Source organism: Nakamurella flava, assembly GCF_005298075.1.
GTDB lineage: Bacteria > Actinomycetota > Actinomycetes > Mycobacteriales > Nakamurellaceae > Nakamurella > Nakamurella flava.
The window spans coordinates 62,682-75,353 of sequence record NZ_SZZH01000004.1 but is presented as its reverse complement, the minus strand read 5'-3'; the positions used below and the strand labels follow the sequence as shown (position 1 = coordinate 75,353).

The 12,672-nt window shown below is 73.8% G+C and carries 13 protein-coding genes; 2 read left to right on the top strand and 11 right to left on the bottom strand.

What is annotated here, in order from left to right:
- Nucleotides 1-31 precede the first annotated feature (31 nt).
- The 5 genes from FDO65_RS16175 to ygfZ all read right to left on the bottom strand — a co-directional run bounded on the left by FDO65_RS16175 (nucleotide 32) and on the right by ygfZ (nucleotide 3,873).
- The gene (locus FDO65_RS16175) at nucleotides 32-244 is read right to left on the bottom strand and encodes a hypervirulence associated TUDOR domain-containing protein (RefSeq protein ID WP_137450771.1); all 213 of its coding nucleotides are present in this window, start codon (nucleotides 242-244) and stop codon (nucleotides 32-34) included.
- Between the two features lie 78 nt (nucleotides 245-322).
- Nucleotides 323-556 carry a DUF3073 domain-containing protein gene (locus tag FDO65_RS16170; RefSeq protein ID WP_137450770.1) on the bottom strand — a complete coding sequence of 78 codons (234 nt, stop codon included), beginning with the start codon at nucleotides 554-556 and terminating at the stop codon, nucleotides 323-325.
- A gap of 161 nt (nucleotides 557-717) precedes the next feature.
- Complete coding sequence (locus FDO65_RS16165) at nucleotides 718-1,689, bottom strand: asparaginase (RefSeq protein ID WP_205850105.1); 972 nt, start codon at nucleotides 1,687-1,689, stop codon at nucleotides 718-720.
- A complete protein-coding gene (locus FDO65_RS16160; protein WP_166442230.1) occupies nucleotides 1,686-2,714 on the bottom strand; it encodes a threonine ammonia-lyase in 1,029 nt (342 codons plus the stop codon). Before FDO65_RS16160 ends, FDO65_RS16165 begins: the two co-directional genes overlap by 4 nt.
- Nucleotides 2,707-3,873, bottom strand: coding sequence for a CAF17-like 4Fe-4S cluster assembly/insertion protein YgfZ (ygfZ, locus tag FDO65_RS16155; protein WP_137450768.1), 1,167 nt, complete (start codon nucleotides 3,871-3,873; stop codon nucleotides 2,707-2,709). Before ygfZ ends, FDO65_RS16160 begins: the two co-directional genes overlap by 8 nt.
- A 147-nt stretch (nucleotides 3,874-4,020) precedes the next feature.
- Here ygfZ and coaA point away from each other — a divergent pair, with 147 nt between their 5' ends.
- Both coaA and FDO65_RS16145 read left to right on the top strand, forming a co-directional pair.
- Nucleotides 4,021-5,070: a type I pantothenate kinase gene (gene coaA / locus FDO65_RS16150; protein ID WP_137450767.1), complete on the top strand. Its 1,050-nt coding sequence runs from the start codon at nucleotides 4,021-4,023 to the stop codon at nucleotides 5,068-5,070.
- Between the two features lie 42 nt (nucleotides 5,071-5,112).
- On the top strand, nucleotides 5,113-6,057 hold the full coding sequence (locus FDO65_RS16145) for an aminotransferase class IV (RefSeq protein ID WP_166442243.1): 945 nt from the start codon (nucleotides 5,113-5,115) through the stop codon (nucleotides 6,055-6,057).
- Nucleotides 6,058-6,072: 15 nt separating this feature from the next.
- Here the strand turns inward: FDO65_RS16145 and FDO65_RS16140 are convergent, their stop codons facing one another.
- From FDO65_RS16140 to FDO65_RS16120, 6 genes are all read right to left on the bottom strand, one after another.
- Nucleotides 6,073-6,555, bottom strand: coding sequence for a hypothetical protein (locus FDO65_RS16140; protein WP_137450765.1), 483 nt, complete (start codon nucleotides 6,553-6,555; stop codon nucleotides 6,073-6,075).
- A 64-nt stretch (nucleotides 6,556-6,619) separates the two neighbouring features.
- Nucleotides 6,620-7,606 carry a hypothetical protein gene (locus tag FDO65_RS16135; RefSeq protein ID WP_137450764.1) on the bottom strand — a complete coding sequence of 329 codons (987 nt, stop codon included), beginning with the start codon at nucleotides 7,604-7,606 and terminating at the stop codon, nucleotides 6,620-6,622.
- Nucleotides 7,603-10,590, bottom strand: coding sequence for a helix-turn-helix transcriptional regulator (locus FDO65_RS16130; protein ID WP_137450763.1), 2,988 nt, complete (start codon nucleotides 10,588-10,590; stop codon nucleotides 7,603-7,605). The genes FDO65_RS16135 and FDO65_RS16130 overlap by 4 nt, the downstream gene beginning before the upstream one ends.
- A 115-nt stretch (nucleotides 10,591-10,705) precedes the next feature.
- Nucleotides 10,706-10,873, bottom strand: a complete 168-nt coding sequence (locus FDO65_RS22250) for a hypothetical protein (RefSeq protein WP_166442242.1) — start codon at nucleotides 10,871-10,873, stop codon at nucleotides 10,706-10,708.
- Between the two features lie 167 nt (nucleotides 10,874-11,040).
- Nucleotides 11,041-11,316, bottom strand: a complete 276-nt coding sequence (locus FDO65_RS16125) for a DUF2277 domain-containing protein (protein WP_137450762.1) — start codon at nucleotides 11,314-11,316, stop codon at nucleotides 11,041-11,043.
- A gap of 73 nt (nucleotides 11,317-11,389) precedes the next feature.
- The gene (locus FDO65_RS16120) at nucleotides 11,390-12,532 is read right to left on the bottom strand and encodes a GTP-binding protein (RefSeq protein WP_240757663.1); all 1,143 of its coding nucleotides are present in this window, start codon (nucleotides 12,530-12,532) and stop codon (nucleotides 11,390-11,392) included.
- Nucleotides 12,533-12,672: the final 140 nt, after the last annotated feature.

The window sequence follows — 12,672 nt, the reverse complement described above, 5'->3', positions numbered from 1 at the left end:
GGACCGGGGGTGAACCCCCGGTCCTCGGCGCCTACTTCTTGTCCAACGCGTCGGGCTTGTGGACTGCGTCCTTACCCGATTTGTCACTCTCGACGAGGTACTGCGGATCGTCCTTGGACGCCCGCACGGTCCGACCAGCGGCCTCGGTGTCCTCGGTGATCTTCTTCTTGACGGTGCCCTCGACGGTGCTGCCGTGCGACTTCCACGTCACGTCGTCGCCGCGGCTGAGATCATCGTCGGCCATGGTCCACACCTCTCGTTCGACAGTTCGGTCGAACGGCGTGTACCCCGGCGGCAATGACCTCAGCGCGCGGGTGGACGGTCAACGACGGCGTGCGTAATCCGGCTCGTCGTCGTCCTCAGCCACGAACTTCGCGTAACTGGCGTATGGATCGTCATCATCGTCGTCGTCATCGACGACCGGTGGTGATTGCTGCGGGGAGAACGTGCCTCCACCGAGCTCGCGCTGCAAGGCATTCACGTCGATCGACGAGGAGCTGTACTTCAACTCCCGAGCGACCTTCGTCTGCTTAGCCTTCTGACGGCCGCGCCCCATGGCCGACCCCCTTGCAGTAAGAAGCGGGGCGGCCGAAGAACGGCGGCCCCGGAATCAGATATTTGTCGTGAGACCCAGAGTACAGGCTCCGACGCCCCGGACCTACCCGTCCGGGAGAGTCGACGCGCCGCCCTTCGTGCGGGCATCCGGGCGCGGCCGGATCACCAGAGCCCGGGTGCCACCGACACGGTGCCGACCGGCTGCCCGCCGCCCAGCACCGTCCCGGTCCCGAGCTGGTCGAAGACCGGGTCCGGACCCAGTCCGAGCTCCCGGAGGGCACCAATCAGGACCGGCATCCGGGCCCGGTCACCGCCGTCGGCGATCTTCACCGCCACGCAGGTCCCGTCGGGCAGGGCGGCGCAGTGGACGCCCTCGGCGCCGCCCTTGACCAGCACGCCGGGCAGGGCGGTCATCAGCAGGGTGTCGTCCCGACCTGTGCCGCCCACCATCTCCGGCGCGGCCCGCATCGCCGACGCCACCTGCTGCTCCGTCGAGCCCGCCGGCGCGGCGTTGACCCGCCCGAAGGCGCGGGCCAGCCCGGTCAACGAGATCGCGAACAGCGGGGCCCCGCACCCGTCGATGCCCACGGCCGACGGGGTCTCACCGGCCAGCCGGGCGACCACGGCACCGACCCGCTGTTGCAGCGGATGGTCGGTGGACAGGTAGCCGGGCAGGTCCCAGCCCTGCACCCGGCTGGCCCGGAGCATCCCCGCGTGCTTGCCCGAACAGTTCATGTAGACCCGGCGCGGTCCGCCGCCGGCCCGCAGCACGTCCAGCCGCGCCGCCTCGCCGTAGGGCAGGGCCTCCGGGCACCCCAGGTCGTCCTCGGTGAGGTCGTCGGCCGCGAGCATCGCCTGGACCCGGTCCACGTGCTGGGGCTCGCCCGAGTGCGAGGCCGACGCCAGAGCCAGGTCCGCCCCCGCCAGGTCGGCCCCGGCCTCCAGCATGGCCACGGCCTGGAACGGCTTGTTCGACGAGCGGGGGAACACCGCGGCGTCGACGTTTCCGCGGGCGTGCACCACCTCGCCGTCAGGGTCGGTCACCACCAGGGCCCCGAAATGCGAGCCCTCATGGAAGCCGGACCGGTACACGCGGACCAGTTCCACCCAGCCGGCCTGCTCGGGGCTCGTCACGAGGTCACCTCCGGCGGCGCGATGCGCGGTCCGGCCGGCGGTTCCCCGGCCAGCAGGGTGCGCAGGACGGTCGGGTCGATGTTGCCGCCGGACACGACGGCCACGGTCCGCCCCGGGGGCAGTCGGTCCCGGTGGTGCAGGAAGGCTGCCGCGGCGACCGCCCCGCTCGGCTCCGCCACCAGGCGGGCCTCCAGCAGCAGGCGGCGGGTGGTGTCGGCGATCTCGTCCTCGGTCACCGTGACGATGTCGTGGACCTGGGTGCTGATGTGCCGCCAGGGGAGTTCCCCGATGCTGAAGGTGCGCAGGCCGTCGGCCATCGTCCGGGCGGTGGCGGCCGGCTCCCAGGCCACCCGGCGGCCGGTGCGCAGCGACTCGGCGGCGTCGCCGGCCAGTTCCGGCTCGACGCCGATGACGACGGCATCCGGGCAGCGGGCGGTGATCGCCGCGGCCACCCCGGAGATCAGGCCACCCCCGGAGACCGGCACCAGCACGACGGCGACGTCTGGGGCGTCCTCGGCGATTTCCAGGCCGATGGTGCCCTGGCCGGAGATCACGTCCGCGTCGTCGAACGGCGGGATCACCGGCTTGCCGGTCTGTGCGGCCAGTTCGGCCGGGCGGCTGAACCGCTGCGTCACCGGCACCAGTTCGACCGTCGCCCCCAGGTCCCGGGTCGCCTCGACCTTGCGGGCCGGAGCGTTGTCCGGGATGACGATGTGCGCGTCGATGCCGTAGGAGCGGGCCGCCCAGGCCACCGCCTGGGCGTGGTTGCCCGAGGAGTGCGCGAGCACGCCGCCGGCCCGGACGTCCGGGTCCAACCGGGACAGGGCGGTGACCGCACCCCGCAGCTTGAACGCGCCGATCGGCTGCAGGTTCTCGGGCTTGAGTTCCAGACCGGGCCAGGGCGAGGGCAGCAGCGGAGTGCGGACCACCTGACCGGCGATGCGTCGGGCGGCGTCCTCGATCAGCTCGATCGTGACCAGCGCAGGGGCGTCGGGTCCGGCGGCGCCGGCGAGCGGCTCAGCCACGGGCCACCGACCGGAACGCGCGGTGGTCGATGGCCGACAACGGGGCGCCCGCCGCGTCGTCGGCCACGTCGGTCGGGTCGACGGCCGCGTCCACCGGACCGGCCAGCAGGGCGGTGGACGCATCGACGGTGCGCTTGACCAGCGCCAACGCGATCGGGCCGTCCTCGTGGTGGTACGCGACGCTGCCGACCCGGCCGACCGCGCGGCCACCCGGCAGGGTCACCGGGTCGCCCGTCTCCGGCAGGCGGTCGGCCGACCCGTCGAGGTTGAGCAGCACCAGCCGACGGGGTGGTCGGCCGAGGTTGTGCACCCGGGCGACCGTCTCCTGCCCCCGGTAGCAGCCCTTCTGCAGGTGGACGGCGGTGTGCAGCCAGGGCATCTCGTTCGGGATCGTGCGGGCGTCGTTGTCGATGCCGAAGCGGGGCCGACGGGCGGCGATGCTCAACGCATCCGCGGCCCAGGTGCCGGCCGGGACCGCCCCGGCCGGCCGCAGCGCGGACGCCACCGCGCCGACCGCCGCCCGGGGCAGGCTCAGGACCACGTCACCCTCGGTCCCGGAGCCGGACGGTCCACGCAGCAGCACCCCGGGACCCGGCGGTGTCTCAATCACGACCGCCCGGCCCGGCTCCGGGACAGTGACGCCGAGGGCCGCGGACACCACCGTCACCGCGTCGGTCCCGCGCACCGTCAGGGTCGCGAGATCAGCGCTGGAGTCGACGGTCTCGACCTTCGACCAGAATGTCATCCTGGTCAGGTAGTCGGCCAGCGGACCGGCCGCGCCCGGCTCGGTGAGCAGTCGCACCGTGCCGCCCAGTTCGACGAAGACCATCTCGTGCTCGACGTGACCCTGCGGCGAAAGCACCAAGGCCTGCGTCACCGTGCCGTCCGGGAGGTCGGCGACGTGCTGGGTGGTGAGGTTGTGCAGCCAGCTCAGCCGGTCGGGTCCGGTCACCGTCACCGTCCCGGCCGTCCACCCGTCCAGCAGGACGGCGCCCCGCTCGGCGGCGCGCTGTTCGACCATCGGGTCGCCGTAGTGCCAGGCCACCCCCGGACCGGTCGACCCACCACCCTCGGTCGGGGTGTCACCGGCGGGGGGAACGGCGACCGCGCCGGGGAACGCGAGCAGCGGAGACGGGCCGAAGGACGGGGAACTGGCCATACCGCCATGGTAGGCACCGGTCCTGCCTGACCCGGCCGCCGACGGTGCCGGACGGCAGGAGGGCCGCAGAACACCGTCGGCAGGGTCACAGCCCGCGGGCCGGCGGGCGGCGGGCGGGACCTTCCGGGCCGGGCAGAATGACCCATCATGGCCGCCCATGCCCCCCTGTCGGACGGGACGCCGCCCGCTCCCGCCCCGGGGGCCGCGGCGAGCCCGGCCCCCGGGCACCGCCGGTCCCGCACCCGGCCGGTGTTCAACGGCCACGGGCCGTCCCCCTTCGTCGAACTCGACCGTCGGCAGTGGGCCGCGCTGGCCCGGTCGACGCCGTTGCCGCTGACCGGAGCGGACGTCACCCGGCTCCGGGCCCTCGGCGACCCCATCGACCTGCTCGAGGTCGACCAGATCTACCGTCCGCTGTCCCGGCTGCTCAACATGTACGTGGGCGGGATCGGCGAGCTGCACCAGGTCACGTCCACCTTCCTCGGCGAGCATTCCGAGCGCACCCCGTTCGTCATCGGCGTCGCCGGGTCGGTGGCCGTCGGCAAGTCGACGACGGCGCGGCTGCTGCGCGAGATGCTGGCCCGCTGGCCGGACACCCCACGGGTGGAACTGGTCACCACCGACGGGTTCCTGTATCCCAACGACGTGCTGGCCCAGCGGGGCCTGATGTCCCGCAAGGGTTTTCCCGAGTCCTACGACCGTCGGGCGCTGCTGCGGTTCGTCGCCGAGGTCAAATCGGGGGCGCCGGAGGTCCGCGCGCCGCGGTACTCGCACCTGACCTACGACATCGTGCCCGGCGAGGAGATCGTCGTGCGCCGGCCGGACGTGCTCATCGTCGAAGGCCTCAACGTGCTGCAGCAGGCCGTCCCCGACGAGTCCGGCCGCAGCGCACTGTCGCTGAGCGACTTCTTCGACTTCTCGATCTACGTCGACGCCACGGTGGACCACGTGCGGCGCTGGTACGTCGAGCGCTTCCTGTCCCTGCGGCAGACCGCCTTCGCCGACCCGGACTCCTACTTCCACCGCTACGCCGACCTCACCGACGCCGAGGCCGTCACCCGGGCCCAGGAGATCTTCGCCTCCATCAACGAGCCCAACCTGGTGCGCAACATCCTGCCGACCCGTGGGCGGGCCACCCTGGTGCTCACCAAGGGCGCCGACCACAAGGTGACCCGCATCCGGCTCCGCAAGCTCTGACCGGCGCGGCCGTCGCCCGTCGGCCTGTCCTACGGTGACCCGGTGACCGAGCGAGCGAACGAGTGCGTGGTGGCCCTCCTGGACGGCACGGTGCAGTCCGTCGACGTCCCGCTGCTGCGTCCCGACGACCTGGCCGTGCTGCGGGGCGAAGGGGTCTTCGAGACCACCCTCGCCGTGGACGGCGAACCCCGCGACCTGGACGATCACCTGGCCCGGCTGGCCGTCTCGGCCGAACTGACCGACGTCGTCGTTCCCGAGCCGGACCGCTGGCGCACCGCCGTCGAGGCCGGGCTGGCGGCGTGGTCGTCGGGCCGGTCGCCCGACGGTCCAGCGCCCGACGAGGCGGTGGTGCGGCTCATCGCCCCGCGGGGCCCGGAAGGCGCGCCCGAAGCCGCCGGGTACGTGATGGTCAGCGCGCTCCCGGCGGTCAGCCGCCGGCAGCGCGCCACCGGGGTACGGGTGGTCCTGCTGGACCGCGGGTTCACCCCGTCCGGCGCGGCCGCCGCGCCCTGGTTGCTGGCGCAGGCCAAGACCCTGTCCTACGGGATCAACATGGCCGCGTTGCGCTGGGCCCGTTCCCAGGGGGCCGACGACGCCGTCTTCGTCGCCGGCGGGGCCGACGCGACGCACCGGTCGGCGGGGGAACGGGAGGTCCTGGAGGCGCCGACCTCGTCGGTCGTCCTGGCCCGCCGGACACCGTCCGGGGAACGGACCCTCGTCACTCCGACGCTCGACGGCGTGCTCGACGGCATCACCGTGCGCCGCCTGCTGGCCGCCGCGGGCGCCGCCGGCTGGGCCACCACCCGGGCGACGGTCACCATCGACGACCTGCACGCCGCCGACGGAATCTGGCTGGTGTCCAGCGCCCGCCTGCTCGCCCCGGTGACCGCCATCGACGGGATCGCCCGCGACGACGGCGATCTCACCCGTGAGATCGCGGCCCTGCTCGACGTCCCCGGGGGCGGGACGGGCCCGGCGTCGGCCTGATCCTCAGCGTTGCGGCTACGCCGGTGGATGCGCGACGACGTCGATGACGGTCGTCGGGTGTGCGAAGGCCTCCGCGTTGCTCAGCCACCAGCCGGTCCCCAGGTTGGTCCGTAGCCGGTAGGTCGAGGAATCCGGGTCGACGAAGAGGAAGGACAGCGTCACCCGGCAGTTCCGCTCCGCGTCCATGGCCCCCGAGGGCATCTGGGTGCTGTTGAGGCGCACCCCGGCGTCGTTCTCCAGGAAGAAGGTGGCGTCGACCGTGAAGGGGCCATCGGGAAGGCCGGGGGGATCGATCACGCAGCCGCCGTCCGCGGTCCTCTCCCCCGTGGGGCCGCGCAGGTCCACCACGATGGCGTGCTCCGACACGGTGTCCGCGGGATCGGCCAGCCGGCGGGAGCAGGCCGGCGTCGCCAGCAGCAGGAGGGTCGCGGCCGCGCCGATCAGCGTCCGGCCGGGTCGCGACGAGCCGGGTGGGTAGGGACGGACGGGGGCGCTCATGGTGGTGGGACGGCCGGTGGACCGCCGTCGGTTGCCGTGCCGTCGATCGACCCCATCCGGCTCATTACCGGTCGCTCAGCCGCTCGAGCGCGGTACGGGCCCGGCGCTGCACCATTTCGGCCCGCCGGATGGCGACCCGGATCTCGTCCAGCCGGATCTGGGCCTCGGCCAGCTCGTCCTCGAGATCGGCCACGTGATCCTGCTGCTCGCGTTCGGACCGTTGCTGCGTCTTGAGGTCCCGCTCCGCCAGACGCAGCACCTCCCGGGCCTCCGTGATCGGACCGGCGACGTCGTCCTCGTCGTCGTCCTCGTCGTCTGCCGGTTGGTCGTCTTCGGGTTCTTCGTCTTCCTCCTGCTCCTCCGGTTCGTCCTCGTCCCCGTCTTCGTCGTCCTCAGGCTCGTCCGGCTCATCGCCCTCGGTGTCGTCGAGTTCGTCGTCGTCCCCGCTGGGCTGGTCCTCGCCCTCCTGGTCGTCGGGCTCCAGGTCCTCCTCGTCAGCGTCATCGCGGTCGTCGTCGGTCTCGGCCGGGTCGTCGTCGGGGACGAGCGCGAGATCAGCGGCGCTGAAACCGAACCCGGCCCACTCATGGCTGCGGACCAGCCGCCCCTCGGCCAGCTCGGTACCGACATCCGGATCACCGAGTGCGGCGTTCAGGGTCGCCACCACCTCGTCCCGCAACGCCGTCGTGGGGGAGTCCTCGCCGGCCCCGGCGAACGCGCGGTCGGCGAGGTCGTCCACGAGTCGGCGGCGACGGGTCGTCAGCTCGCGCATGGCCTTGAGCGCGTCCCGCCGGGACCGCCCTCCGCCGGTGTCGGGTGAGTCGGTCAGCCGCAGCAACGCGTCCACCCGTTCCGGTTCGCGAAGCGAGAGCTGGTTCAGCAGGTGGGCCGACCGGGTCGGTTTGCGCAGGGCGGCAATGGCTTTCGCGGCGTCCCGGTCCTTGGCTGCGCGCGCCTGCGCGGTCAGCTCCTTGCGGTGGGGGAGGAAGTCGGCCGGGTCACCGCCGTACAGCGCGTCGACCGCCTCCTGCACGCGGTCCCGGGCGATCACAACCCACTCCCCGTCGGCCGGCTCGTGCCCAGCAGACCCCGGTCGAGCGCCACCGCAACCGCCTCCGTCCGTCCACCGACACCGAGCTTGCCCAGCACGTTCGACAGATGCACGCTCACCGTCTTGGGACTGATGAACAGCTGCTCGCCGATCTGCCGGTTCGTCATGCCCCGGGCGACCAGCTGCAGCACCTCGTCCTCGCGTTCGGTGAGAACGGCCACCGCACGGGCGGTTCCGGGTAGATCGAGCCGAGCCTGCCGTCCCAGGGCCAAGATCCGCTCGGTCAGGGGACGGGCCCCCATCTCCCGGGCTTCGCCCAACGCCTGGGTGGCCGCGGCCGACGCCGCCGGTCGATCGCCCCGCCCGGCCAACGCGACGGCCAGCCGGAACCGACTGCGCGCCGCTTCGTAGCGGTAGCCGACATCGAACTCACCGGCCGCGGTCCGCCACCGGTCCGGATCGTCGGACCCGTGCAACCGGGCGTGTTCGGCCCGGGCCCGGTGCAGCCAGGCCCGGCCCTCGGGGCCCAGCTGGCCACCCCGCGGGCGCCCGCGGTCGGCGGTCCTTTCCACCTCGGCCAGCAGGTCGTCACCGTGGCGGAGCCGGGCGGGATCGGGCCCGGCGGAGCGGCGGCGGTCGTGGTCGGTCTGGTCGGCGAGTGCGGCCAGGGCCAGGGCACCCAACCAGATGCCGCCCAGGAAGTACGCGTTCCACGACCGGCGCAGGTACCCGAGGAGCTCGGTGGCCACGTCGACGGCCTCGGCCCACTCACCGGCCAGGGTGAGCGCGTCGATCAGGGTGCCGCCGGACACCAGGGCCAGGAACGGGTCCCGCTGCGGGTCGGCGTGCACGGCCCGGGCCCGGGCGATGACGTCCCGGTCGCCGCGGGCCACGGCCGCGTACAGGCCGACGACCGCCAGTGACTCGACCGCCGAGTCGGGCGCCCACTCGGTGGGCAGCTCCGGCGGGCGGAGGTCGCCGCCGACGTACCGCAGCAGTTCGTGGAAGTGGAGCAGCGAGATGCCGTACCCCGCCCACAGCAGTCCGCTCTGGCGCGTCCGCTCCACCACCTCGTCGCCGAACTCCCGGGCCTCGTCGAGCCGACCCGCGTAGTAGAGCGTGGACACCAGATTGTGGGCGGCCCGCAGTTCGATGAACTGCTCACCCGCGGTCCTGGCCCGCTCCACCGCTCGACGTAGCAGGTCGACGGCAGTCTGCGGGTCCGGTGCCTCGACGATCGCCAGGGACGACAGGGCGTCGGCCTCCGCGTCGGCCACGTCGAGGTCGCGGGCTTCGGCGATCGCCCGGGCGGCGACGGTGCGGGCCAGCTCGTCGTCGTCGACATTGACCGCGGCCCGCGCGTACGCGGCCAGCAGCCGTACCCGGTCGACCGACGGCCCCTGGGTGTCGAGGGTGTCGAGGGCGGCGCGGGCCCGGGTGATGACCTCCGGGCCGCGGTCGGCGTCGATGAGGTGGAAGGCGGCGATCGGGGTCAGCCGGGCGGCGCGCTGCGGATCCGCCTGGTCCAGCGCGAGGCCGGCCAGGGCGGCCGCCCGTCGCGGCTCACCGGCGCGGCTGGCGGCCGTGGCCGCGGCCATCTGCACCTCGACCAGATCGGCGCCGATCAGCTCCGCGGCGTCCGGGACCGCTGACCAGAGTTCCAGGACCGTCTCCCAGCGGCTCAGTTCCTCGGCCGGGGCCAGCAGCCCGGCCGCCTCCCGGGCCGCAGCGGCGGAGGCCGCCAGCGCGGCCGGCAGGTCGTGCGCACGGACGGCGTGATGGGCGATCTGGGCCGCCGATCCGAGACCGGGCTCGGCCTGCAGTGTCTGCAGATAGCACCGGTGCAGGGTCACCTGCTCACTGGGCAGCAGGTCGGCGTAGACGGCCTCGGCCAGCAGGGCGTGCCGGAAGGCCCACTCCGCACGGCCCTCGGCGACCAGCAGGTTGTGGGCGACCGCGTCGCGCAGAGCGGCCTCGACGGCCGCGCCGGTGGCCTGCTCCGCGCCCGCGCGTGACCAGGCGGCGACGAGCAGGCGTTCGCGGACGCGGCGACCCCCGACGGCGGCCACCCGGGCGATGCGCTGGACGGGCTCGGGGAGGGCCTCGACCCGCGCCCGCAGCACGTCGGCCAGGGTGCCGGGCAGCTCGACGGGCCCGGGCCGCCCGGTCGGTTCCGGCGCGTCGGCCAGCAGTTCCTCGGCGAAGTAGGCATTGCCCTCGGACCGGTCGAGCACTCGCTGCACCGCCGCATCCGGTACCGGGGCGCCGGTGACGGCGGCGGCGAAATCCGACAGCTCGTCCCGCGAGAAGGCCGGCAGATCGATCTGGCGTACCCCGGGCCGGCGGAGCAGCTCGGCCAGCATCGGTCGCAACGGATGTCGACGGTGCAGGTCGTCGGTGCGGTAGCTGGCCGCGATCAGCAGGTGCTGGCCGCGGAGCCGGGCGGCCAGGAAACGCAGGACGTCACGGCTCGACGGGTCGGCCCAGTGCAGGTCCTCCAGGACGAGCAGCAGGGGATGCCCCGGCCGGCCGGCGGCGGCCAGCGCGGCGGCGATGCCGTCCAGCAGTTGCAGGCGGTGGGCCGGGGCGTCGGCGCCATCGGGTTCCGGGGAACCCAGGTCGAGCAGGCGGCGCAGCGCGGGCCGGGCGGCCAGCACGGCCTCCACCGCTGACGGGCCGCCGGTCGGGCCGGCCGGCCGTTCCCGCAGCTCGGTGAGGGCCTCGGCGAACGGCAGGTACGGCACCCCGACGTCGCCGTCGTCGACCCCGAAGAGGTCGACACAGTGGCCGAGGACGACCCCGGCGCCGGCCGATTCGGCGTCGCGGGCGGCCTCCGTCAGCAGCCGCGTCTTCCCGACCCCGGCGTCTCCGGCGAGCAGCAGCAGGCCCGGTCGACCGGCCGCGGCCCGCGCGACGGCCGCGGCGAAGTCGGCCCGCTCGCCCACGCGGGCGACGAACGGCGTGGCCGTCACGGACCGGGACATGGGCTCATCCTGACAGGCGCCGCCGACAGTGCGCCGTGCCTGATCGAGGGGTTCGAGCAGCAGCGACCTTCCCGACGGCCGGACCGTGGTGGGTCCTGGTACCGCCGGGGCGGGCTCAGTGTTCGACGCGCTCGTGCCGCTCCGGCACCACCGGGTGCCGGTGGCGGGAGAGCAGGCGGCTCAACCCGCCCCGGTCGCGGCGGGCCCGGGCGAACTCGCGGCGGGCGCGTTCCTGGCGGTAGGCGATCTCGGCGTCGAACTGCGGTCCCAGCAGGCTGTGCATGGCCCCTCCTCGGCGGGTCTGTTCTCGTGGTCGACGAGAACGGTGCCGCTGAGGTGGGGGTGGGCGGCATCGGTGATCCGGGCAGTCCGGCCGCCCCAGGTCCTCAGACCCCAGGCCCCGGGGCTCCTCAGATCAGGGTTGCCGGGGCGGGGGCGGGTCTGAGGACCTCAGCCGGTCCGGGCGTAGCGCTCGGCCGCGCGGGCCCGGGCCTTGGCCGCCTCGGTCTCCCGGTCCTTGGGCGGGGCGCTGGTGACCAGATCATCGAGCAGGTGCCGGGTGAGGTGCGCGATCTCGTGGACGGCCCGGTCGAACGCCTCCTGGTTGGCGGCCGACGGTCTGGTGGATCCGCTGACCTTGCGGACGTACTGCAGGGCTGCGGCGTGCACCTCGTCCTCGGTGGCCGGCGGCTCGAAATTGTGCAGGACCCGGATGTTGCGGCACATACCGCCAGGGTGGCACAGCGGGGCGCCGCGCGGCAGGGGGAGAACCGCCCCCCCGACGGGCGCCCGGGACCGCTCAGCTCCGGTCGTCGACCAGGTCGCGGTCGCCCAGCCACGGGTCCAGACCGTCGTCGACGGACCGCCAGTAGGCCGGCCCCCGGGACATCTCGCGGTCGTCCAGGGCCATCACCGCGAAGGCGCGGCGCAGCTGTTCCCGGGTGTCGGCCCCGCCGTCACCGTGTCCGGTGAAGACCATCCGGGTCGACGGACTGCAGTGCTCCCAGCCCCCGGCGTCACCGATCGACAGTTGGCCGCCGACGCCGTCCCAGACGCCGACGGTGCGGGGGCGGGTGGCCAGCTGGAACCGCCCCCGCGAGCGGGTCTCGTGCCCGACGAGCGCCTCCATCTGGTCGCGGAAGCGTTCGGGGTGCAACGGGCGGCGGGTGTGCAGGTCGATGGTCCACACGCCGTTCGCCTCGGCGCCGGAGGTGTCCGCGGCATCGGCCGGCACGACCAGGCGCGGATCCACCCGGGCCGCCGCCATGCGGGCGTCGTGACGGGGGAGGAACACCTGACCGGCCCGGGTGGTGAACAGGTCGGACCGGGTGGACCGGACGCCGCGCAGGTGGTCGAGCAGGGTCAGGCCGACCGGGTCGGTCCCGCTGGCCAGCACCAGGTCGGCGTACTCGACCTGGGCGGCGAGCGCCTCGCCGACGGACCGGCGGTCGTCCAGGGCCAACGCGAGCCCGCGATCGGCGAGCAGGTCGTCGCCCATCAGGTCCTGGCGGACCTGGTCGGCATCGCCCGCGGCGACGCTGGCGAGCAGCGTCACGTCGAGGTCGGCGGCGGTCTGCGGATCGTCCAGGGCCGAGACCACGGGCACCAGCTCGGCGGCGACCGGCAGGACGACGAGCACCCGCTGCCACCGGCCCGAGGCGGCCATGCCCGCCAGTGACGGCAGCAGGTCCTCCCGGATGGCGCAGCCCAGGCAGGTGTGCGCCAGCGGCATGGTGTGGTCGTCGATGACTCCGTCGCCGTCCAGGCCGCCACCGCCGTCGCTGACGACCCGGCGGAGGGTGCCGGCGGCCGGATCGAGATCGTGCCGCAGCACGCCGGTCTCGGGCAGATCGGAGACGAGGGAGAACTGGCTCAGGTCGCGGACCACCGGGTCCACGGTGGCCAGCACGACGACGGGGACGGACATGGAGCCTGCCTTCACGATGAGAAACCTAACGAGAACGATTATCAACCACGATACCGGTTAAGATCTTGGTGGGCGCGCAGGATTCCGGCATTCGCCGGAGCGGGCGCGAAGGACGTGGTCGGCCGGTCGTGGGCCGCCGACCCGACGAAAGGGGA